This window comes from Stenotrophomonas sp. YJH_SMC_48-3, from assembly GCF_059369375.1.
The window spans coordinates 34,737-56,180 of sequence record NZ_JCAFSQ010000015.1 but is presented as its reverse complement, the minus strand read 5'-3'; the positions used below and the strand labels follow the sequence as shown (position 1 = coordinate 56,180).

Below are 21,444 nucleotides of genomic sequence, written 5' to 3'. Positions count from 1 at the left end.
ACGATGGCGGCGGCCAGCCCCCGGCAGGCTTTGTTACGATGGGCTGTTTCCGGCCGAAACGCCGCAGACCGCGTAGCGCACTTCCTCCCCCTTTCCGTCTACCGAACGAGTACCGCCGTGTCCTTCTTTGCAAACGTGGAACTGGTCCCAGGCGACCCGATCCTGGGCCTGACCGAGGCGTACAACGCCGACAGCCGCCCGACCAAGGTCAACCTGGGTGTGGGCATCTACTACGACGAGAGCGGCCGCATTCCGCTGCTGCGCGCCGTCAAGCAGATCGAGCGGCAGCTCGCCGCTGAAGCCAAACCGCGCGGCTACCTGCCGATCGATGGCCTGCCGGCGTACACGCAGGCCACGCGTGAGCTGGTGTTCGGCAAGGATTCGCCGCTGCTGGCCGCTGGCCGCGTGACCACCGCGCAGACCGTTGGTGGCAGCGGTGCGCTGCGCGTCGGCGCCGACGTGCTGAAGAAGCTGCTGCCGCACGCCACCGTTGCGCTGAGCAACCCGAGCTGGGAAAACCACCGCGCCGTGTTCAGCGCGGCCGGCTTCGAGGTGCTGGATTACACCTACTTCGATCCGACCACCCACGGCGTCAACTTCGACGGCCTGCTGGCGGACCTGGGCAAGCTGGAAGCCGGCACCGTGGTGCTGCTGCACGCCTGCTGCCACAACCCCACCGGTGCCGACCTCACGGTCACCCAGTGGAAGCAGGTCGCACAGCTGCTGAAGGACCGCCAGCTGTTCCCCTTCATCGACATGGCCTACCAGGGCTTCGACAAGGGCATCGAGCAGGACGGCGCAGCAGTGCGCATCATCGCCGAAGCCGGCATCGACAGCTTCATCGTCGCCAACTCGTACTCCAAGTCGTTCTCGCTGTATGGCGAGCGCGTGGGTGCGCTGTCGATGGTGGCGCCGACCGCCGCTGACGCCAAGGCCGTGCAGTCGCAGGTCAAGCGCGTGATCCGCACCATCTACTCCAGCCCATCCACCCACGGTGCTGCGCTGGTGGCCGGCGTGCTGACCCACCCGGAACTGCGCGCGATGTGGGAGCAGGAGCTGACCGAGATGCGCGAGCGCATCCATGCCCTGCGCCAGGGCCTGGTCGAGAAGCTGGCCGCTGCAGGTGCCCCGCAGTTCGGCTTCATCAACGAGCAGGCCGGCATGTTCTCCTACTCCGGCTTGAGCCGTGAGCAGGTCGAGCGCCTGCGCGACGAGTTCGGCATCTACGCCGTCGGCACCGGTCGCATCTGCGTGGCCGCGCTGAACCAGAACAACCTGGAATACGTCGCCAAGGCCGTGGCCACCGTCGCCAAGGGCTGAAGCGACCGCTTCGGGTGTTCGAAGACAGAGGCGCCGAAAGGCGCCTTTGTTTTTGGGTCGCGGTCTCTGTAGAGCCGAGCCTGCGCTCGGCTTGTGCGGCATGAAGGACGAAGAGCAGCCGAGCGCGGGCTCGGCTCTACAGAAGGAAGGCGCCACGAGCGCAACGCATCTGGAAACGATTACGCCTTCCCGCGCTCACGCACGCCCCCGCCATACGGGCGACAATAGGCGTTTTCCCGCTGCCGAGACCTGCCCGCCCATGTCCCGTACTTCGTTGACCCGCTTCCTGATCCAGGAACAGCACGCCGGCCGCATCAATGCCGACCTGCGCCAGCTGATCGCCGTGGTGGCCCGCGCCTGCACCAGCATCTCCATCGCCGTCAGCAAGGGCGCCCTCGGTGGCGTGCTCGGCGATGCCGGTACCGGCAACGTGCAGGGTGAAGCGCAGAAGAAGCTGGACGTCATCAGCAACGAGATCCTGCTTGAAGCCAACGCCTGGGGTGGCCACCTCGCCGCCTGCGCCTCGGAGGAAATGGACCACAGCCAGCCGGTGCCGGACATCTATCCGCGCGGTGATTTCCTGCTGCTGTTCGACCCCCTCGATGGCAGCTCCAACATCGACGTCAACGTCTCCGTCGGCACCATCTTCTCGGTGCTGCGTTGCCCGACCAATGTCGAACTGCCGGGCGATGACGCCTTCCTGCAGCCGGGCAGCAAGCAGATCGCCGCTGGCTACTGCATCTACGGGCCCAGCACCCAGCTGGTGCTGACCGTCGGCCATGGCACCCACGCCTTCACTCTGGACCGCGAGAAGGGCGAGTTCGTGCTGACCACCGAGAACATGCAGATTCCGGCGGCCACCCAGGAATTCGCCATCAACATGTCCAACCAGCGTCACTGGGAAGCGCCGATGCAGGCCTACGTCAGCGACCTGCTGGCGGGCAAGGAAGGCGCGCGCGGCAAGAACTTCAACATGCGCTGGATCGCCAGCATGGTGGCCGACGTGCATCGCATCCTGACCCGCGGGGGCATCTTCATCTACCCGTGGGACAAGAAGGATCCGTCCAAGGCCGGCAAGCTGCGCCTGATGTACGAGGCCAACCCGATGGGCCTGCTGGTCGAACAGGCCGGCGGTGCCGCCTCGACGGGCCGTGAGCGCATCCTCGACATCCAGCCCGACCACCTGCACCAGCGCGTGCCGGTGTTCCTGGGTTCGCGCGAGGAAGTGGCCGAAGCCGTGCGCTACCACCACGCGCACGACGACGCACAGGGCTGACGGCCTATCGCCTGACAGACGTCATGGCAGTTCGATGACATGACCGTGGGGTGACACCAAGGGCGGCAAACGGCACCATCAAGCCGTTGCCGCCTAAGGAATGCATGCATGCACGAGCAGGGCCCGGTCGATTTCATCGAAGTCATCCACAACGCGGTCCCCAGCGAGGTCTGCGCTGCGATCGTCGAGCGCATGCGCGCCGCACAGGGGCTGCAGCCAGGTGCGGTAGGCAGCGGCGTATTCCCGGAACTCAAGCACAGCAAGGATCTACGCATCAGCGGCCTGGACGGCTGGCGGGATGTGGACCATCAGCTGCAGCACGCGGTGTTCAACGGCCTGCTGACTTATCTACGCCGTTATCCACAAGCATTGATCGCGCCGCTGATGTTGCAGATCCAGGACAGCAACGGGCAACCGCGACGCCTGTCTGCCGAGGACTTCCCCGACATGCCGCCGCAGCAGCTGGCCGATCTGGCCCGTACCTGCCTGCGCCCGGGTGCGATCAACCTGCAGTGGTATGCGGCTGGCGAGGGCGGTTACCCGTACTGGCACTGCGAGCTGTACCCGAAGGACCCGCAGGCCGAGACCCTGCACCGGCACGTGCTGTGGACGCTGTACCTCAACGACGAGTTCGAAGAGGGAGAAACCGAGTTCCTGTTCCAGGGACGGAAGATCGCACCGCGCACCGGCAGCCTGCTGATTGCGCCGACGGCGTTCACCCATACCCATCGGGGCAACAGGCCGCAGGGTGGGGACAAGTTCATCGCCACCAGCTGGATCCTGTTCCAGAGTGCGCAGAAGTTGTTTGGGGGAGGGTGAGGGCATCGCGCCCCTTCCGACTGAAGCCGGTATCCAGGCAAGTTCGTTATGCCGTCGGTGGATTACCGGGCCTCAGGAGAGCAGTAGTAGTCGCCGCCCCTGTCCGAGTCCCAGTAGGTTCCTCCACAGAGCTTCACCGTACTGCCCCTTGTCGTCAGCTCTGCCGAGCGCGCCAGGCGATCCTCGCAGAAGACCATCAATCTGTAATCGCGCTGCCGTTTGTCTTTCTGCAGTCGCCACCGCTTCTCTGCGGCTTGTTTGATGAAGAAAGCGGCGATCTGCTCTGGATCAGATTCGAGTTCAGCGTCGAAGACGGCCCCCAGGAACGTGACCTTCGGTAAGAACGTAACGTTCGTGGGATGGACCCCTGAAGGGAGTTCAAAGGTATCGGTGGCAGCGCGCAGTTCTGCTTCTGTAGGCTTTCCGGTCCAATCGCCACGTCCGATGGATCCAAACATTGAAAGATAAGTACCGCTTGTCAGGGCCGCAATGACAGTGCACAGGAGCAGATGGCGCAACGGTACCTTTTTCAAGGCCCATTCCCCGACTGTCGTTGTTCGTCGCAACTTGAATCCCGCAAGGCCTCAGTCGTCTTTGCCCCGTGCACCGGATCATGGATGCTCGACGGAGCGAGGGGCTTGCGAGGACGACGGCGATACAGGATCCCTCCCGCTGCCCCACCAAATATGGCAGTGCCGAGGCCGAGCAGCTCTTCGCTGCCTAGCGAATCCGCTGACAGCAATTTGGCCACCGTCAGTAGAAGAAAGTTCCATGGGAGCATCCACAGGAACGCGATGCCCAGCCAGTAGATGAACTTCATTTCATGCGCTCAAGGATCCGGAAGCGTCGACTCGACCCGGTAGGCGGAGCTGTTCTGCATCCATGATGCTGAACTCCCCTCTCCCCAGTCCCCGCCTTTGCTGCGGATTGTTACCGTTGCGTGGCGCTGCGGTCCAGAGTTCTAGAACAGACTGCCCTGCGGTGACTCTTTCTTTGGCGGCAACGGCTTCTGGAACCGGCTGCAATCCAGCTTCGGCCAATGGCTGTTCTGCGCATTGAAGCCCAGCCGCTTGCGTGCCAGCTTGAAGCGGTTGCTCAACAATTCCGCATACACACCCTGGCCACGCATGCGCGTCCCGAACTGGCTGTCGTAGTCCTTGCCGCCACGCAGCTGCTGGATGGTGCTCATCACATGCGCGGCACGATCGGGATGATGGGTGTCCAGCCAGTCGCGGAACAACGGCGCCACTTCAAGCGGCAGGCGCAGCAGCACGTAACCAGCGGTACTGGCGCCAGCGTCGTGCGCAGCCTCCAGCACGGCTTCCAGTTCGCTGTCGTTGATCCACGGGATCACCGGCGCCACCATCACACCCACCGGAATGCCCGCTTCATGCAGGCGCTTCATCGCACGCAGCCGTGCATGCGGCGCCGACGCGCGTGGCTCCAGCTTCGCGGAGAGATGCGGGTCCAGCGAGGTCACCGAGAAATGCACGCTGACCAGGTTCTCCGCCGCCAGCGGTGCGAGCAGATCAATGTCACGCTCGACCAGCGCGTTCTTGGTGATCAGCGAGAACGGATGCTTGGTTTCCAGCATCACTTCGATCAGCTGGCGAGTCAGTTTGAACTTGCGCTCGATCGGCTGGTACGCATCGGTGTTGATGCCCAGCGCGATCGGCTGCGGCACGTAACCCGGCTTCGACAGTTCCTTGCGCAGCAACTGCGGCGCATTGGTCTTGGCGAACAGCTTGGTTTCGAAGTCCAGGCCCGGCGACAGGTTCAGATAGGCATGAGAGGGTCGCGCGAAGCAGTAGGAACACCCATGCTCGCAACCGCGGTACGGGTTCACCGACTGGCTGAAACCGACATCCGGCGAGGTGTTGCGGGTGATGATGCTGCGTGCAGTCTCGGCGCGTACTTCCGTGCGCAGGCGCGGGGCGAGGAATTCCTCGCTCTCATCGACCGCCCAGCCGTCGTCCACCGCCTCGCTGACGGTGCTTTCAAAGCGCCCGGCAAGGTGGGACGTGGAACCTCGGCCCTTGATCGCGATACCCATTGCGGCAGATTACGCCGCAGCCGTCTCAATGGCTGCGACGGCTGCCTGAAGGGTTCAGGGCAAGTCTGAGCCGAGCGTGGGCTCGGCTCTCCAGTGGATACGGATACCTTTTGTAGAGCCGAGCCTACGCTCGGCTGCAATACATCAAAGCAGCGCCAAGTACCCGCGCACGGTTGCATCCAACCCGTCATACAGCGCCTCGCCGATCAGCGCGTGGCCGATGGACACCTCCAGCACGCCCGGCACATGGGCCAGGAAATCGCGCAGGTTGTCCTGCGACAGGTCGTGGCCGGCGTTGACGCCCAGGCCCACCGCCTGCGCCCGCCGCGCCGCAGTGGCGAACAGTTCCAGCATCGCCGCAGCGTCGCCGGCCGCGTGCGCTTCGGCGTAGGGGCCGGTGTACAGCTCGACACGATCTGCACCGACTTCGGCGGCCTGCTCCAGCAGCGGATTACCGGCGTCGACGAACAGGCTGACCCGGCAACCCATTGCTTTCAGTTCGGCCACCAGTGGTCGCAGCCGCTCGGCATCCCGCTCGAAGTCGAAGCCATGGTCGGAGGTGATCTGTCCATCGCCATCCGGCACCAGCGTCGCCTGCGCCGGGCAGGTCTGCGCGCACAGCGGCAGCAGGCCTGGGTAGCCCTCGCGCGGCGGCGCGAATGGATTGCCTTCGATGTTGAATTCCACGCCACGCGCACGGGTCAACGTGGACAGCGCCAACACGTCCTCGGCGGTGATGTGGCGGCGGTCCGGTCGCGGATGCACGGTGATGCCATGCGCGCCCGCATCCAGGCAGGCCTGGGCGGCACGCACCACGTCCGGTTCGGCACCACCGCGCGAATTGCGCAGGACGGCGATCTTGTTGACGTTGACGCTGAGCTGGGTCATGGAACGGGACTACTTGGAAAGAGGGGATGGATCGTGGTCGATGGGGTCTTCATCACGGCGGGCCTGGGCCTGCTCACGCAGGCGGCGCAGTTCTTCGGCATCGACCAGCGTGGACGGATCGCGCTGCAGATCACCGAAGCGGGCCACGTAGCGGCCACGTACCCAGGCCAGCAGGAAGGCGAGGGCGGCCAGCAGGCACAGGCTCATCAGCCCGGCGCTGGGAGTCTTCAGCGCGAAGGCGAAACAGCCCAGCGCCAGCAGCAGGTACAACCAGTACATAGTCGGGCTCCCCGGGTGATCGCCGCAGTGTAGCGCTGCGTCAGAGCAGCGGCGAGGCCAGCCGGGCGAAGGCCTCGGGCAGGCGGTGCAGCCACAGCGAACGGCCGGCCTGGTCGTGCACCCGCGTGGAACGGTCGAATTCGCCCTGCAGCAGTTCGGCCAGGGCAGCCACCCGGTCACGGTCGCTGATCATCATCGACAGCTCGAAGTTGAGCCGGAAGCTGCGGTGATCGAAGTTGGCGCTGCCGACGATGCAGACATCATCATCGGCGATGAAGGCCTTGGTATGCAGCATGCGCGGGCCGTACTCGTAGATCTTCACCCCTGCGTGCAACAGTTCATCGAAGTAGGAGCGGGCGGCCTGGGTCACGAACCAGGAATCGCTCATCTTCGGTACCAGCAAGCGCACATCCAAGCCGCCGAGTGCAGCCGAGGTCAGCGCCATCCGCGCCGCTTCACCCGGCACGAAATACGGTGTGACCAGCCACACGCGCTCGTGCGCTTCCTGGATCGCCGCCACATGCAGGCGATGGATCGTTTCCCAGCCCGAGTCCGGGCCGGAGACCAGCACCTGGGCGTTGATCGCACCGTCACCGCGCAGCGGCATGTCGGCTGGCCACAGGCGGGAGATGTCCATGCGCGAGGGATCCTGCCCGCTGGCGTAGAGCCAGTCCTCGGCAAATACCAGCTGCAGGCTGCGCACTACATGGCCGCGGATGCGCATGTGCAGGTCGCGGTAGGCATCCGCCCTGCGGCTTTCATCCTCGTCGTCGGTGATGTTGATGCCACCGGTGAACGCCAGCCGGCCGTCGACGATCACCAGCTTGCGATGGGTACGCAGGTTCAACCAGGGGCGCTTGAACGGCTTCAGCAGCTGCCGTGGGTGGAACCAGATCGCTTCACCACCGGCGTCGAGCAGCGGCTGCAGGAAGCGGCGGGGCAGGGCCGAAGAGCCCACGGCGTCGAGCAGCAGGCGAACCTGCACGCCGGCCTGTGCGCGTTCCACCAGCGCGTCACGCAGGGCGGTGCCGGCATGGTCCGGGTTGAAGATGTAGTACTCCAGATGCACGTGGTCGCGTGCCTGTGCGACGGCCTCAAGCAGCGCCGCGTAGGTCGCCGCGCCGTCCACCAGCCATGTCACTTCGGTGGCGCTGCTCGGCGCAAGCCCGGTCGTGGCCTGGGCGATCTTGGCCAGCTCGGTGCAGTCGGCGTCGGGTGGGCAGACGTCGCTGTAGTGCTCCATGCCCGACCGCGCGCGGCCACGGCGCAGACGCTGCCGCTTCACCTTCTGCGGGCCCAGCAGGTAGTAGATGAACAAGCCGAGGTAGGGCAGCAGCGCCAACGACAGGATCCAGCTCAGCGTGGCGACCGGCTCACGCTTCTGCAGCATGATCCAGCCGGTCAGCGCGAGCAGGTACAGCAGGTAGGCCACCGCCAGGATCGAGCCAAGGTGGGCGATGCCGTCGAGCCAATGACGCAGGGAGTCGAAGAGGGCGAGCATCCGCCGATCATAGCGGTCCAGGCCGGCAGGCATAAAAAAAAACGCCCCTGTCTCCAGGGGCGTCTGCAGTCGCGTCATGACTGTTGTGTTGCGGTGTAGCGATTACTGCTGCACAAAACCGATCTTCTTCATCTGAGCGTTCTTCGCAGCGGCCAGAACCTTGGCCATCACGTCGTACTCGGAATCCGGGCTGGCGTCGATGCGCAGTTCCGGCTGGTTGGTCGGGTCACGCTGGACCTCCTGCTCCATCCGCTGCTGCAGCTCACTGGTATTGATCGGGCTGTTGTTCCACGAGACCTGGTTGCTGGCGTCGATCTTCAGTTCGATCGGCGGCGGCGGTTCGACCAGCTGCGGCGGTGGGTTGAGCACGCGCTGCGGCAGGTCCACGGCGATCGGGTACGTCATGATCGGCGCGGTCACGATGAAGATGATCAGCAGAACCAGCATCACGTCCACGAGGGGCGTGACGTTGATGTCTGCCATGGGGCCCTTGCCACCACCACTACTGAATGCCATGGCTTATTGCCCCTTTTCTTTGGTCGCGACGAAGCCGACGTCAAGCATGCCCTGCTCCTGCGCGACCTTGGTCAGGTCGTTGATGACACGCATCTTGGTGGTGCGGTCACCACGCAGGTTCAGCGGCGGCTGCGGGGTCTGCTGGGCGGCGGTCGCCAAGCGCGACTCGAGAGTCTGCTTGTTGATTTCTTCGTCGTTCCAGTAGATCGAGCCGTCTTCCTTGACTGCCAGGGTGATCGGTCCGGAACGCTTTTCAGCGTCTTCCGGCTTCTGGATCAGGTTGGCTTCCGGCAGATCCACCTTGACCTTGTGGGACATCAGGGGCGCCGTGATGATGAAGATGATCAGCAGCACCAGCATCACGTCCACGAGGGGCGTAACGTTGATGTCGGCCATGGGGCCGCCGCTGTTACCACTACTGAAAGCCATAACGGGCTCCGTCTAGATCTTGGTGACTACTTACGTTCGTCGCTGGGTGACGCGCGCCGCAATCAGCGGACGCGCGAGCCGGTGGCGAAGAAGTCGTGCAGGTCGTGCGCGAAGGTATCGAACTTGCTGATGGTCGCGCTGTTGATCTTGCTGAAGAAGTTGAAGGCGAACACGGCCGGGATCGCGACGAACAGACCGATCGCGGTCATGATCAGCGCTTCACCCACCGGGCCGGCAACGGCGTCGATCGAAGCGGAGCCGGTGGCACCGATCTTGATCAGCGCGCCGTAGATGCCCCACACGGTACCCAGCAGACCGACGAACGGAGCGGTTGCACCGACGGTGGCCAGCAGGGTCATGCCCGACTGCAGCTTGTTGCTTTCGCGGGTCACGGCCTGACGCAGGGCGCGGTCGACGAACTCCGAACGGCTCAGGTTCTCACCCACGCCGCCGGTGGCGCCGCCTTCAGCGCGCTGGTGGTGGGCAGCCGCCTGGGCAGCGTCCAAGGCGATCTTCGAGAACGGCTCGGAAGCCGGCTGTTCTTCCATCGCACGGATGGCGTCCTGCGCGTTCGGGGTGTCCCAGAACAGGCTGACGACGCGATCGGCGGCGCTCTTCAGGCGGGTAGCACGGAAGATGTTGATGACGGTCCAGTACCAGGACATGGCCGACATGACGACCAGGGTCAGCAGCACGACCCAGGAAACCGCGAAATCACCCGGCTTGGTGGTCATTTCGTGGATCAGGTGCTCGAAGCCCATCTGCGACAGGGCGTTGGACGGATTGCCCCCGGCAGCAGCGGCGATGAAAATTTCCTGCAGCATGACGCTTACCTTTGTTGTGTGTGGTGATAAAGGGTGTAGCTAAGCTAAACAATCGAACCGGGAGCGGGGGTGGCCGGCGGCCACCCGGGCGCATCAGTTCAGCGCAAAGTTGACCGGAACGCGAACGCGACCTGCCGTCTTCTTACCGCCTGCTTCAGCGGCGTTGAAGCGCCACTTGCGAGCCGCTTCCATCGCAGCACGGTCCAGGTCGCGGTTACGGCTGGACTTTTCCACCGTGACATTGGTGACGTTGCCGCTGGCATCGACATCAATGATCAGGATCACTTCGCCCTGGATACCCGCGCGGAAGGCTGCCGGCGGGTAGCGCGGCGGATTCATGGCCTTCGACGAGATGTCCACGCTGGCCTCGATCGAGGTCGGCGGTGCCGGCGGTGCCGGCGGCGACGGCGGGGTGACGATGTCGTTCGGGCGCGGCTCCGGCACGTCCACGACCGGCGCCTGCGGCGGCGGCGGGACCGGCGACGGCTTCGGCGGCGACAGATTCTTCACCGGCGGCGGTGGAGTATCCGTCGGCGGCGGCGGCGGCGGCGGCGGGGGCGGCGGCGGCGGTGCGTCGACGATGGTCACCATGACGTTGCGCTCCTTCTCCGCAACGGCCTTGGGAGCCACGGCGGGAATGAGGAGCATCATGAAGGCGGCCAGATGCAGGGCAATTACAAACGCGATGCCGACGATGCGAGGCCAGCTCAGCCCCTTGTCATCGGGTTGTTCGTACCGGTGAACGACTAGTTGTTCCGTCATGCGCCAAGAGCTCAATAGTGGGGCCGGGATGCCGGGGGCGGAATCCCTGATCAGCGGTGCATGACACCGCAGGAACCTCCAAGCTTATACCAATCCTGAGCGCCTGCGCATCAACTGTGCAGGCATTCAGGCGTTATTCCTACTTACTTCAGGTTGATGATTTTCTTGGCATCAGCCTGGTTCTTCACACCCTTCGCCAGCGCCTGCTGGGCGGCCTGCTTGGCCTCCGGGATACGACCTTCGGCATGCAGGACGCGTGCCAGGTTCAGGTAGGTCTCACCGTCCTTGGACAGCGGGGCAGCCTTCTGCCACGCATCGATCGCCTGCGGCACCTGGTCGGAGTAGTAGTAGGACTGGGCCAGCGCCAGGTAGACCTGGTAATCCGGCTTCAGGATGCCCTTCTGCAACCCTTCGTTGATGACCGCGATGACGTCCTTTTCCTTGTGTTCGGTGTTGGCATAGATCGAGTACAGCTGCTTGTACTCGCGCTCTTCGGTGAGCTGGCCGCTGCTGCGCAGCTTGTCCATCACCGCGGCGGCCTTTTCCATCTGGTCGGCCTGCATGTACATGCTGGCCAGATTCAGCTGGGCCTTCTTGTCGTTCGGGTTCTTGGCGGCCAGAGCCTCGGCTTCCTTCACCGCTTCGCCGGACTGGCCGGCTTCGGCGAGGGCCGCCATCAGCAGCTGGTTCCAGTTGTCCTTCGGTTCGGTGGCACCGGCGATGGCCTGCTTCAGCACCGGGATCGCTTCCTGGTAGCGCTCCAGCTGGTACAGCGCCTGGCCCTTGGCGATCAGCTCTTCCGGCTTGGTCGACTTGCTCTCGGCGAAGTACTTGTCCAGGGTCGCCAAGCCTTCGGCGGTCTGGTCTTCCTGCAGCTGCAACTGGCCCAGCATCAGCATGGACTGGAAGTGGCCGTTGTTGTCCAGGCCGTTGAACTGCAGGACCTGCTTCAGGTAGGCAATGGCAGCCGGGGTATCGTCGGTCTGGTAGGCAGCCTGCGACGCCAGCTGCGCGGCCAGCGACTTGTCATACTCGTTCGCGGCGCTGTCAGCCAGGATCGCGTCGGCCTGCGTGCGCGTCTCCGGGAACTTTTCCTTGTTGTAGCTGTCAATCATTTTCTGAAGCTTGCTGCCCAGCTTGGCCGATGCCTTGACGGTCGGCTCCTGGCGGGTCGCGTTGGGGTACAGCGCTTCGGCCTTGGCCTGCTTGCCGCCGCGGTTGCCACGCTCGGAGGAACGCGAGGATTGCGCGAAGGCATCAGTGACCACGGCGCCGGTCAGGGCGGTCGCGACGAGGACGGAAAGCACAGCTTTGTGGTTACGGAAAATCATCGTTCACCTCGATCGAACCGCCGGATAGCGGCAAAGTCGGACTGTCAGAAAAATCTGAGCCGCCAAACGTATCAGAAACAGATGGCGTGAGAAATCGTTTTATGTGCTGCAATACAGCATAGAACTGCGCACTCATCCGCACTTTGGCCGCAGCCCGGCGGCCTGCGCCTGCTGGTAGACCGGCGTCAGCCCCGGCGCATCGCGCCGCAGTTCCTGGATGCGGTTGGCCGGATCAGGGTGGGTGGACAGCCACTGCGGGCTGCGGCCACCACTGGCAGCCATCATGTTCTGCCACAAATCGACCGCCTGCGCCGGGTTGAAGCCGGCCTGGGCCATCAGTCGCTGGCCGATTACGTCGGCCTCACTCTCCTGGGTGCGCGAGCCGGGCAGCAGGAAGGCCGCCTGCGCGCCCATTCCGCCAAGCTGGTTGACCGTGCTGGCGGCACCTTCACCGTACGCCGCACCGGCCAACGCACCGAGCACGGCCAGTCCGGTCTGTGCGCCCATCTGGCGGGTGATGCGCTCTTCGTGGTGACGGGCAATGACATGCCCGATTTCATGGCCGATTACGGCAGCCAGCTGATCCTGGTTCTTGGCGACGGTGAAGATGCCGGTGTTCACGCCAACCTTGCCACCGGGCAGGGCAAAGGCGTTGGGCTCCTTGTCGACGAACACGGCCGTCTCCCACCGTACGCCACGGTATTGAGGCGGCAGCTGCGCGACCAGAGCGTTGACCACGCACTGCACATAACCGTTCTGGCGGCCGTCGGTGCTGATCTTTTCCTTCTGCTTGGTTTCGGCGAACGCCTGTGCGCCGAGCTGGTCCAGCTGTGCCTGCGACACACCGCCCACCATCTGCCGGCGGCCGGTAGGGGAGGTCGTGGTCGCGCAGGCGCTGACCAGGGTGGTGATGACAAGGGCCAGCAGCAGTTGTTTCATGGGTCCACCCCCGTGTTCATATGCGCAGTGTGTAGCGTAGCGGCTTAATCTTTCGTCAAGCGGACACGGCGTTACGTTGCCCCGAAAAACACAAGCGCGGCAAGCGCCACGCCGTTGTTCAGGGCGTGCGCGGTGATCGCGGCCCAGAGCGTGCCGGTGCGCTGGTACAACCAGCAGAACGCGGCGCCCATGCCGCCATAGACCAGCCACAGCTGTGCGATTTCGGCCGGGCCGTTTGCACTGGTGCCAGGGATTTCATGGATCAGGGCGAAAGCAAGGCTGCTCAGTACAACACCCAGCCACGGGCGCCCCGCCTTCCACAGGCGTCCAAACAGCACGCGGCGGAACAGCAGTTCCTCGTAGGCCGGTGCCAGTACCACCGCGAACAGCATCAGGAACAACGGGAAGCGCGCGATCGCGCTCTGCATCAGCGCCAGGTTGGTGGGGACCGGTTCGATGCCGAACTGCTTGGCCAGGAAGGCGATACCGTTGCTGCCCAGCACGATCAGGGTCGCCACCAGCAGGGTCCAGCCCCAGGTGGAGGGGCGGCGCAGTGCCTGGCGCGACGCATGACGTTCGGCGGCGTTGGCCGGCCGTCGCCAGAAGTACAGCAGCAGCGCGGCGCCGCCGGTGGCAAACAGCGCCATGAGAATCTGCGCAAGTGCGCCGGGCTGGCCCAATGACGCCGCCACCGAACTGGCGTCGGGTGCGCCAGCGCCGGCCTGCGCGGTCGCGTAACCGACCACCACGCCACGGTACAAGCCCCACAGCACGCCGCTGATCAGGCTCAGGCCGAACAACGTGACAGCGGCGATGCCCAGGTCGATGAAGAACCCCGCCAACGGCGAAACCGCACGCGGCGCGACAGAAGACGGCGGAACCGGGGGCGGAGCGGAAACCGGGGCGGATGCGGACATCAGGTACCTGCGTTCAAGAGTCGAAAGCCGGCGCGCCTCCCCGCGCGCCGGCCGTGTCCGGATTGTGTCAGATATCCAGGTTTGCGACCTTCAGCGCATTGTCTTCGATGAAGTCGCGACGCGGTTCGACGACATCGCCCATCAGCGTGCTGAAGATCTGGTCGGCAGCGACAGCGTCTTCGATGCGCACCTGCAGCAGTCGGCGGGTCTCCGGATTCACCGTGGTGTCCCACAGCTGCTCCGGATTCATTTCACCCAGGCCCTTGAATCGCTGGATCTGGCGGCCGCGCTTGGCCTCCTCGAGCAGCCAGTTCTGTGCCTTGGCAAAGCTGTCCACTTCGATCGACTTGGCGCCGCGGGAAATGGTGGCGCCTTCGCGGATCAGGCCGTGCAGCAGCTTCGAGGCTTGATGGATCGCGCGCAGTTCGCCGCTTTCAAACGCCGACATCGGCAGCACCTGGACGTGCTGTTCGCCCATGTGGCGACGGGTCACCAGCACAGCGGCCGGGCGCTCGTCGTTGGCTTCCTGCAGTTCCAGCGTAAAACGCGGGCTGCCCAGGCTGCCCTGGTTGAGCCGCTTGGCAAGTCCATCCAGCCCTTCGCCTTCACCCGCACTGCGCAGGCTCTCCAGGTCCATCGGCACGAAATCGACCAGCGCTTCAAGCAGGTTGCGGTCGTAACGATGTGCGTTGCGCTCGATCGAATCCAGCGCGGCCGCGTAGGCCAGAAGCAGCTTCTCCAGCGCAAGGCCTTCGATGCCCGGTTCGCCGGTGGCCGGCACCAGCGTGGCGTTTTCCACCGCGCTGCTGGCCAGGTAGCTGTCCAGCGCCGGGTCGTCCTTCAGGTACAGCTCCTGCTTGCCCTGCTTGATCTTGTACAGCGGCGGCAGGCCGATGTAGACGTAACCGCGCTCGATCAGTTCCGGCATCTGACGGTAGAAGAACGTCAGCAGCAGGGTGCGGATGTGAGCGCCGTCGACGTCGGCGTCGGTCATGATGATGATCTTGTGGTAACGCAGCTTGTCCGGGTTGTACTCGTCGCGGCCGATGCCGGTGCCCAGCGCGGTGATCAGCGTACCGACCTGGTCGGAGGACAGCATGCGGTCGAAACGCGCGCGTTCCACGTTGAGGATCTTGCCGCGCAGCGGCAGCACTGCCTGGTTCTTGCGGTTGCGGCCCTGCTTGGCCGAACCACCTGCCGAGTCACCCTCGACGATGAACAGTTCGGACAGCGCCGGATCCTTTTCCTGGCAGTCGGCCAGCTTGCCCGGCAGGCCGGCGATATCCAGCGCGCCCTTGCGGCGGGTCAGGTCGCGGGCCTTGCGCGCGGCTTCACGCGCGCGCGCGGCGTCGACGATCTTGCCGGCGATCGCCTTGGCTTCGTTGGGGTTTTCCTGCAGGAACTCTTCCAGGCGCGCACCAAAGGCGTTTTCCACCGCCGGACGCACATCGGAACTGACCAGTTTTTCCTTGGTCTGGCTGGAGAAGCTCGGGTCCGGCACCTTCACCGACAGCACCGCGATCATGCCTTCGCGCATGTCGTCGCCGGTCAGGTTGATCTTGGCCTGCTTGGCGATGCCGTTCTGCTCGATGTAGTTGTTGAGCACGCGGGTCAACGCACCGCGGAAACCGGCCAGGTGGGTACCGCCGTCCTTCTGCGGAATGTTGTTGGTGAAGCAGTACATCGTCTCCTGGTAGGAGTCGGTCCACTGCAGCGCCACCTCCACGACGATGCCGTTGTGCTCGCCAGTGACCGAGATGACGTTCGGATGCAGCGGGGTCTTCAGCTGGGCCAGATGCTCCACGAAGCTGCGGATGCCGCCTTCGTAGTGGAAATCATCGCGACGGCCATCACCACGCTCGTCGGCAAGGACGATCTTGACGCCGGAGTTCAGGAACGACAGCTCGCGCAGGCGACGGGCCAGGATGTCGTAGTGGAATTCCACGTTGTCGTGGAAGGCGACGGTCGACGGCCAGAAGCGCACCGTGGTACCGCGCTTGGTGGTGGTTTCCAGCTTGGCCAGCGAGGTCACGGCGGCGCCGTTGCTGAACTCCTGCTGGTAGTGGAAGCCGTTCTGGAACACATCCACCACCAGCTTCTGCGACAGCGCGTTGACCACGCTGACGCCGACGCCGTGCAGGCCGCCGGAAACCTTGTAGCTGTTGTCGTCGAACTTGCCGCCTGCGTGCAGGACCGTCATCACCACTTCGGCAGCGGACACTTCGCGACCAAGCTTGGCGCTCATCTGCTCGTGCTTGCCGGTCGGAATGCCACGGCCGTTGTCGGACACGGAGACCGAGCCATCGGCGTGGATGGTCACTGCAACGTGGTCGGCGTGGCCGGCCAGCGCCTCGTCGATCGAGTTGTCGACCACCTCGAACACCATGTGGTGCAGACCGGTACCGTCATGCACGTCACCGATGTACATGCCGGGACGCTTGCGGACAGCCTCCAGGCCTTCCAGGGCCGTAATGCTGTTGGCGTCGTAGTTGCCGTTGTTTGCCGGGGTGTTCTGTTCGTCGCTCATTGCGCTTGCCGTAGGCTCCGCAGGTCGGCCACCGCGTGGAGCGGTGTGCCGAGAATGAAAGGATTCCAACCCGAATTATACCAGCCGGGGTCGAGCGGCCCTGGTGTGCCCACTATGGCACAGCCACGATCTGTGCATGTTCCACGTGGAACCGGGCAATATGGGTCAGCGCCTGCAGCGCTGCCGGGGTTTCGGTGGCAGTGACAAAGATCTGTGCCGGTCCGCTGAGCAGGCGCTCCAGTACCCGCGCCTGGTGGGTGCGATCCAGCTCCGAAGCCAGATCGTCGAGGGCAATCACCGGCCACTCGCCGCGCTGCTCTGCGTAGTCCTCGGCCTGTGCCAGCAGGCACGCCAATGCCGTCAGCTTGGCTTGGCCGCGAGAGAGCGCGTCACGACCGGGAATGCTGTGGAAATCCACGCTCCAATCGGCCCGGTGCGGCCCGACCGAGGTGTAACCGGCCTGGCGGTCACGTTCCCGTGCCAGAAGCAGGGCATCGGCCAGAGGAAGCTCATGCCGACGCCACCCCGCACTGAGTTCCAGGCCCTGGATGCCGAGCTGCGGCGCCAGGCTGGCAGCCAGCGCCACGGTGCGCTGCTGCAAGCGCTCCAGGTAGTGCTGGCGACGACTGGTCAGCGGTTCTCCGGCCTCGGCGAGCTCATGATCCCAGGTATCGAGCATCCGTGGCGGCCCGCCTTGCTTGAGCAGGGCGTTGCGCTGCTTCAGCGCCCGGGAGTAGCGGCGCCACAAGGACAGAAAATCCGGTTCCACGTGGAACAAGCCCCAATCGAGGAAGCGGCGGCGGGGTTCGCCACCACCACTGACCAGTGCGTGGCTTCCGGGCTCGAACGTCACCACGGCCAGTGCTGCGCAGAGATTGCCCAGCTGCGCGACATCTTCCCCGTCCAATCGCCCCTTCCAGTCCTGGCCACTGTGGCGCAACCCGGCCTTCCGGCGGTGCGGCGGGTGGTTCGCGCGTTGTTCGTCCCATTCGACGAAGATTTCCAGGGCTTCCTGGCCCTGGCGCACCAGACCATCGCGTACCCGGCCTCGGAAGCTCCGCCCATACGCCATCAGATGCAGGGCTTCGAGCACGCTGGTCTTGCCGGCACCGTTGTCACCGGTCAGCAGGTTCAATCCCGGCTGGGGCGACAGGTCCACTGCACTGAAGCGACGCAGTTGATGCAAGGCGAGGCGGCGGATCTGCATGGGGCGCGAAAGACCATCCGCACGAGGCGGTAGAGGGGCAGGGAATCCATCAGCTTACTGCATCGGTCAAGCCGGGCGCGGTGGCAGGCCGGTCGAGCCGAAGGTGCAGCTTCTGCACCCATCGATGGACGCGTTCCACGTGGAATGCGGATGACGCGCTCGCACGTTCCGGGCTGCAAAGGCCCGAAATTTCTTCAAATCTGCGCGAGGTTCCAGCGTCCAGGCCCTCGGATTTCGCCGATTTCGCGAGCACTGCAGGGCCGCCCGCTGGACACCTCGCGGGTGGCTCCGACGGATGACCCCGCCGATTCCTTCAAATCTGCGATCCGATGCCTTGGAGGGTTCCACAGATTTCAAGAAATTCAGGACGCTCGTTCCACGCTGTCCACAGCAGGAATGTATGACTTATACACAAGGTATGGGCAATCTGTGGATAAAAAAGCCCTTTTGTTAAGCGCTCAAAACTATCCACAGGTTCCCCCCCAGCCCGAGGACCCTCTATACAGGGGGTTTCAGACTCATAAACTCCTTAAAAAACAACTAGATAATACATTTTTCCACGAAATCTGGCTCTACCATCACCACCACGCTTTAGATTTATACCCAGATTTAGAAGCTAGGATTTCCCCAAATTGCCCCCGAGCCGGTCTGTGGACAGTGCCGTTTGCAGAAGCGCAGGACCTCCTCCAGGAAGAGGATCTGCTGCTTCCAGCAGTGAAGATCAGGACAGCGAAGTGGGATATGCGAAGAACTCGCTGCCAGAACCCCAAAAACATGGAGCCCGACGAGCACTGCAAGGCGCCCCCCCAGGGTCCTGGATCCTGAGTTGCTTCGAGCAAGCGAGATCGAGTTGGTCTGGAGCCAAGCAGGGCGCGTCCGGACTTTCTCCGATCTGTTTCGACAATGCTCCACGTGGAACATAAAAAAACGCCCGGGAGGTCCCGGGCGCTTCTGGGTTCCACGTGAAACAGCGTTTCCGTCAGAGACGCAGCGGCATCACCACGTGGCGCGACTTCTCGCTGCTGGACTCACGCACCAGCGCCGAGGAGTTGGAGTCGCGCAGCTGGATGATCACTTCCTCGTCGCGCAGGGCGGAGAGGGCATCCAACAGGTAGTTCACGTTGAAGCCGATGGCCAGATCGCTGACCGTGGTGTCGGCCTCGATCTCTTCCTGGGCTTCTTCCTGTTCCGGATTGTGCGCGCTGATCTTCAGGTTGCCCGGCGAGACTTCCACGCGAATGCCGCGGTACTTCTCGTTGGACAGGATCGCAGCGCGCTGCAGCGAGGCACGCAGGGCTTCGCGGTCCACCTTCACTTCGCGGTCGGCGCCGATCGGGATCACCGCTTCGTAGTCCGGGAAACGGCCATCGATCAGCTTCGAAGTGAAGGTGACATCGTCGCGCTTGACGCGGACGTGGCTACGGCCAACTTCCAGCTCGATCTCGCGATCGCCGCTTTCCAGCAGGCGCTGCAGCTCGGTCACGCCCTTGCGCGGCACGATGATCTGGCGCTTGGAACCGCTGGGCTTGGCCAGGTCGGTTTCGCAAAGGGCCAGGCGATGACCGTCGGTGGCGACGGTGCGCAGCGCATCGCCGCGCAGGTCGAACAGCAGGCCGTTGAGGTAGTAGCGCACGTCCTGCTGGGCCATCGCGAACGCGGTGCGCTCGATCAGCTCCTTCAGGGTTGCTTCGCCGATGGCCACGCGCTCGGTGGCTTCCACCTCGTCCACCGACGGGAAGTCATTGGACGGCAGGGTGGCCAGGGTGAAGCGGCTGCGACCGGCCTGCACGGTGATCTTGTCACCGGTCTGCGAGACGGTGATCCGGCTGCCGTCGGGCAGGGCGCGGATGATCTCGAACAGTTTGCGGGCGGGAATGGTGGTTTCGCCGTCCTGGGCATCTTCAACCGCGATCCGCGACACCATCTCCACTTCCAGGTCGGTACCGGTCAGCGACAGCTGGCCGTTCTGCACCTGGACCAGGAAATTGGCCAGAACCGGAAGGGTCTGGCGGCGTTCGACCACGTTGACGACCTGTGCCAACGGCTTGAGAAAGGCTTCGCGCTGCAGTGTGAAACGCATGTGGTTCCGTGCCCCTATGCTTTAAAAAATGTGGAATAAATCAAAAGCTTGGTGGTGCTGGTAGAGACAGAATCGCTGGAAAACAACGCTAAGTCTTTGTAAATAAAAGAGTTTCTGGCCTCGAAACCCTCTGTATTACCGACCCCCAGAGGGTGGGGAAAGCTGTGGATAACTCCAGCGCGATTTCAAACGCCATTTTTATCCACAACGTGTCCCGCGCTTGCTACCGGATTCTGCACCGTTTTGTGCGATGACGCCTCATCGGCATCCGTGCATCATTCGCTCAGCTTCCGGATCAGCTTGTCCCAGTCCTCGCGAAGCTTGCCGTCGGTTTCCATCAGGGTCCGGATCTGGCGGCAGGCATGCAGCACCGTGGTGTGATCGCGACCGGCAAAGGCGTCGCCGATCTCGGGCAGGCTGTGCTCGGTCAGTTCCTTGGTCAGGGCCATGGCGACCTGGCGCGGGCGGGCCAGCGAGCGGGTCCGACGCTTCGACAGCAGATCCTTGATCTGCAGGCCGTAGTAGTCGGCAACGGTTTTCTGGATGTTGGGAATGCTGATCGCCTGCTGCTGGGCGCGCAGCAGGTCGCGCAGGGTTTCCTGGGCGAATTCGGTGGTGATCGCGCGGCCGGTGAAGTTGGCGCGGGCGGTCAGGGTATTGAGCGCACCTTCGAGGTCGCGCACGTTGGAGCGCATCTTCTTGGCGATCAGGAACGCAACATCATCGGGAATCTCGGCGCCACGTTCGCGCGCCTTGGCCAGCACGATCGCGGCGCGGGTCTCGAAGTCCGGCGGTTCGATCGCGACCGACAGGCCCCAGGCAAGCCGCGACTTCAGGCGCGCTTCCAGGCCTTCGACCTCGCGCGGATAGCGGTCGCAGGTCAGGATGATCTGCTGCTTGCCATCGAACAACGCGTTGAAGGTGTGGAAGAACTCTTCCTGGGTGCGGTCCTTGCCGGCGAAGAACTGGATGTCATCGATCAGCAGCGCGTCGACCTGCTGGAACTGGCGCTTGAACTGATCCATGGTCTTTTCCTGCAGGGCCCGGATCATCGCGCTGAAGAACTGTTCCGAACGCAGGTACAGCACCTTCGCGCCCGGATTGGCCTGGCGCATGGCGTTGCCGGCGGCGAACATCAGGTGGGTCTTGCCCAGGCCGGTGCCTCCGTACAGCAGCAGCGGGTTGTGCGCGCGGTCGCCCGGCTTCTGCGCTGCCTGGAAGGCGGCGGCCAGGCCCAGCTGGTTGCTGCGGCCTTCGACGAAGTTGGCGAAGGTGTAGTGATTGTCCAGATTGCCGGCAAACGGCACCTGCGGTTCGCTGGACACAGGCGCCGACGACGTGGAAACCGGCGCGTTCTGCGTCTCTACAGGGCGCGGGCGCGAGCCGATTTCAAGAAAAACGTCGCTGAAACCGGCGAAGTGAGCCAGCAGTTCGCGGATCCGGGCCAGGTACAGCTCGCGGACCTGGTCGACGATGAAGGCATTGGGTGCATACAGCACCAGGCTGTCCACGCGCAGATCGGCCTGCAGCGGCTTCAACCAGGTATGAACGTCTTCCGGCGGGAACTCCGCTTCGAGGCGCTCGAGACTACGGGACCAGGCATCCATCAGCAATAATCGTCCGGTGGCCGGTGCATGGACGCGACAAGGCGCCCAGACACAGGCCGGAAAGGGGGGAAATGGATGGCTCAGACTACCACCGAGCGCCCGCCTTCGGAATGCTTGTCCCCTACTTATTCACAAAAACATCCACAGCTATTGCACAGCCCGGTGAATT

20 protein-coding genes are annotated in these 21,444 nt (G+C 63.9%); 3 read left to right on the top strand and 17 right to left on the bottom strand.

Features of this window, described 5'->3' with window-relative positions; all coding sequences use genetic code 11:
• The first annotated feature begins 117 nt into the window (after positions 1–117).
• The 3 genes from AC5P65_RS19255 (at position 118) to AC5P65_RS19245 (ending at position 3,415) form a co-directional block, all read left to right on the top strand.
• Positions 118–1,320, top strand: coding sequence for an amino acid aminotransferase (locus AC5P65_RS19255; protein WP_495215797.1), 1,203 nt, complete (start codon positions 118–120; stop codon positions 1,318–1,320).
• 259 nt (positions 1,321–1,579) lie between these two features.
• Positions 1,580–2,596 (top strand): class 1 fructose-bisphosphatase, encoded by a 1,017-nt coding sequence (locus AC5P65_RS19250; RefSeq protein WP_021204612.1) that lies wholly within the window; start codon positions 1,580–1,582, stop codon positions 2,594–2,596.
• Between the two features lie 108 nt (positions 2,597–2,704).
• A complete protein-coding gene (locus AC5P65_RS19245) occupies positions 2,705–3,415 on the top strand; it encodes a 2OG-Fe(II) oxygenase (RefSeq protein ID WP_111099268.1) in 711 nt (236 codons plus the stop codon).
• Positions 3,416–3,477: 62 nt separating this feature from the next.
• Here AC5P65_RS19245 and AC5P65_RS19240 read toward each other — a convergent pair whose 3' ends face one another.
• The 17 genes from AC5P65_RS19240 to dnaA all read right to left on the bottom strand — a co-directional run bounded on the left by AC5P65_RS19240 (position 3,478) and on the right by dnaA (position 21,275).
• Complete coding sequence (locus AC5P65_RS19240; protein ID WP_258014323.1) at positions 3,478–3,948, bottom strand: hypothetical protein; 471 nt, start codon at positions 3,946–3,948, stop codon at positions 3,478–3,480.
• Positions 3,945–4,235: a hypothetical protein gene (locus AC5P65_RS19235; protein WP_111099269.1), complete on the bottom strand. Its 291-nt coding sequence runs from the start codon at positions 4,233–4,235 to the stop codon at positions 3,945–3,947. Before AC5P65_RS19235 ends, AC5P65_RS19240 begins: the two co-directional genes overlap by 4 nt.
• Positions 4,236–4,376: 141 nt before the next feature.
• Positions 4,377–5,468: a PA0069 family radical SAM protein gene (locus AC5P65_RS19230; RefSeq protein WP_111099270.1), complete on the bottom strand. Its 1,092-nt coding sequence runs from the start codon at positions 5,466–5,468 to the stop codon at positions 4,377–4,379.
• A gap of 144 nt (positions 5,469–5,612) precedes the next feature.
• Complete coding sequence (locus AC5P65_RS19225; RefSeq protein ID WP_021204597.1) at positions 5,613–6,356, bottom strand: pyridoxine 5'-phosphate synthase; 744 nt, start codon at positions 6,354–6,356, stop codon at positions 5,613–5,615.
• A 9-nt stretch (positions 6,357–6,365) separates the two neighbouring features.
• Positions 6,366–6,635: a hypothetical protein gene (locus AC5P65_RS19220; protein WP_019658804.1), complete on the bottom strand. Its 270-nt coding sequence runs from the start codon at positions 6,633–6,635 to the stop codon at positions 6,366–6,368.
• A 40-nt stretch (positions 6,636–6,675) separates the two neighbouring features.
• The gene (cls, locus tag AC5P65_RS19215; RefSeq protein WP_031270835.1) at positions 6,676–8,136 is read right to left on the bottom strand and encodes a cardiolipin synthase; all 1,461 of its coding nucleotides are present in this window, start codon (positions 8,134–8,136) and stop codon (positions 6,676–6,678) included.
• Between the two features lie 102 nt (positions 8,137–8,238).
• On the bottom strand, positions 8,239–8,652 hold the full coding sequence (locus AC5P65_RS19210; protein WP_005411740.1) for an ExbD/TolR family protein: 414 nt from the start codon (positions 8,650–8,652) through the stop codon (positions 8,239–8,241).
• Positions 8,653–8,655: 3 nt separating this feature from the next.
• Positions 8,656–9,081 (bottom strand): ExbD/TolR family protein, encoded by a 426-nt coding sequence (locus AC5P65_RS19205; protein ID WP_005411739.1) that lies wholly within the window; start codon positions 9,079–9,081, stop codon positions 8,656–8,658.
• 62 nt (positions 9,082–9,143) lie between these two features.
• Positions 9,144–9,905: a TonB-system energizer ExbB gene (exbB, locus tag AC5P65_RS19200; protein ID WP_004132614.1), complete on the bottom strand. Its 762-nt coding sequence runs from the start codon at positions 9,903–9,905 to the stop codon at positions 9,144–9,146.
• A gap of 93 nt (positions 9,906–9,998) precedes the next feature.
• Entirely contained in the window at positions 9,999–10,667 is a 669-nt protein-coding gene (locus tag AC5P65_RS19195) for an energy transducer TonB (RefSeq protein ID WP_010487418.1), read from the bottom strand.
• Positions 10,668–10,810: 143 nt separating this feature from the next.
• Positions 10,811–11,998, bottom strand: coding sequence for a tetratricopeptide repeat protein (locus tag AC5P65_RS19190; protein WP_021204595.1), 1,188 nt, complete (start codon positions 11,996–11,998; stop codon positions 10,811–10,813).
• Positions 11,999–12,130: 132 nt separating this feature from the next.
• Positions 12,131–12,937 (bottom strand): M48 family metallopeptidase, encoded by an 807-nt coding sequence (locus AC5P65_RS19185; RefSeq protein ID WP_019658801.1) that lies wholly within the window; start codon positions 12,935–12,937, stop codon positions 12,131–12,133.
• Positions 12,938–13,008: 71 nt separating this feature from the next.
• The gene (locus tag AC5P65_RS19180; RefSeq protein ID WP_021204594.1) at positions 13,009–13,854 is read right to left on the bottom strand and encodes a CPBP family intramembrane glutamic endopeptidase; all 846 of its coding nucleotides are present in this window, start codon (positions 13,852–13,854) and stop codon (positions 13,009–13,011) included.
• A gap of 67 nt (positions 13,855–13,921) precedes the next feature.
• Complete coding sequence (gene gyrB, locus AC5P65_RS19175) at positions 13,922–16,381, bottom strand: DNA topoisomerase (ATP-hydrolyzing) subunit B (RefSeq protein WP_180832945.1); 2,460 nt, start codon at positions 16,379–16,381, stop codon at positions 13,922–13,924.
• A 112-nt stretch (positions 16,382–16,493) separates the two neighbouring features.
• A complete protein-coding gene (gene recF, locus AC5P65_RS19170) occupies positions 16,494–17,588 on the bottom strand; it encodes a DNA replication/repair protein RecF (protein WP_180832944.1) in 1,095 nt (364 codons plus the stop codon).
• A 979-nt stretch (positions 17,589–18,567) separates the two neighbouring features.
• Entirely contained in the window at positions 18,568–19,668 is a 1,101-nt protein-coding gene (gene dnaN / locus AC5P65_RS19165; RefSeq protein ID WP_005411731.1) for a DNA polymerase III subunit beta, read from the bottom strand.
• Between the two features lie 275 nt (positions 19,669–19,943).
• Positions 19,944–21,275 carry a chromosomal replication initiator protein DnaA gene (dnaA, locus tag AC5P65_RS19160; protein WP_019658797.1) on the bottom strand — a complete coding sequence of 444 codons (1,332 nt, stop codon included), beginning with the start codon at positions 21,273–21,275 and terminating at the stop codon, positions 19,944–19,946.
• Positions 21,276–21,444: the final 169 nt, after the last annotated feature.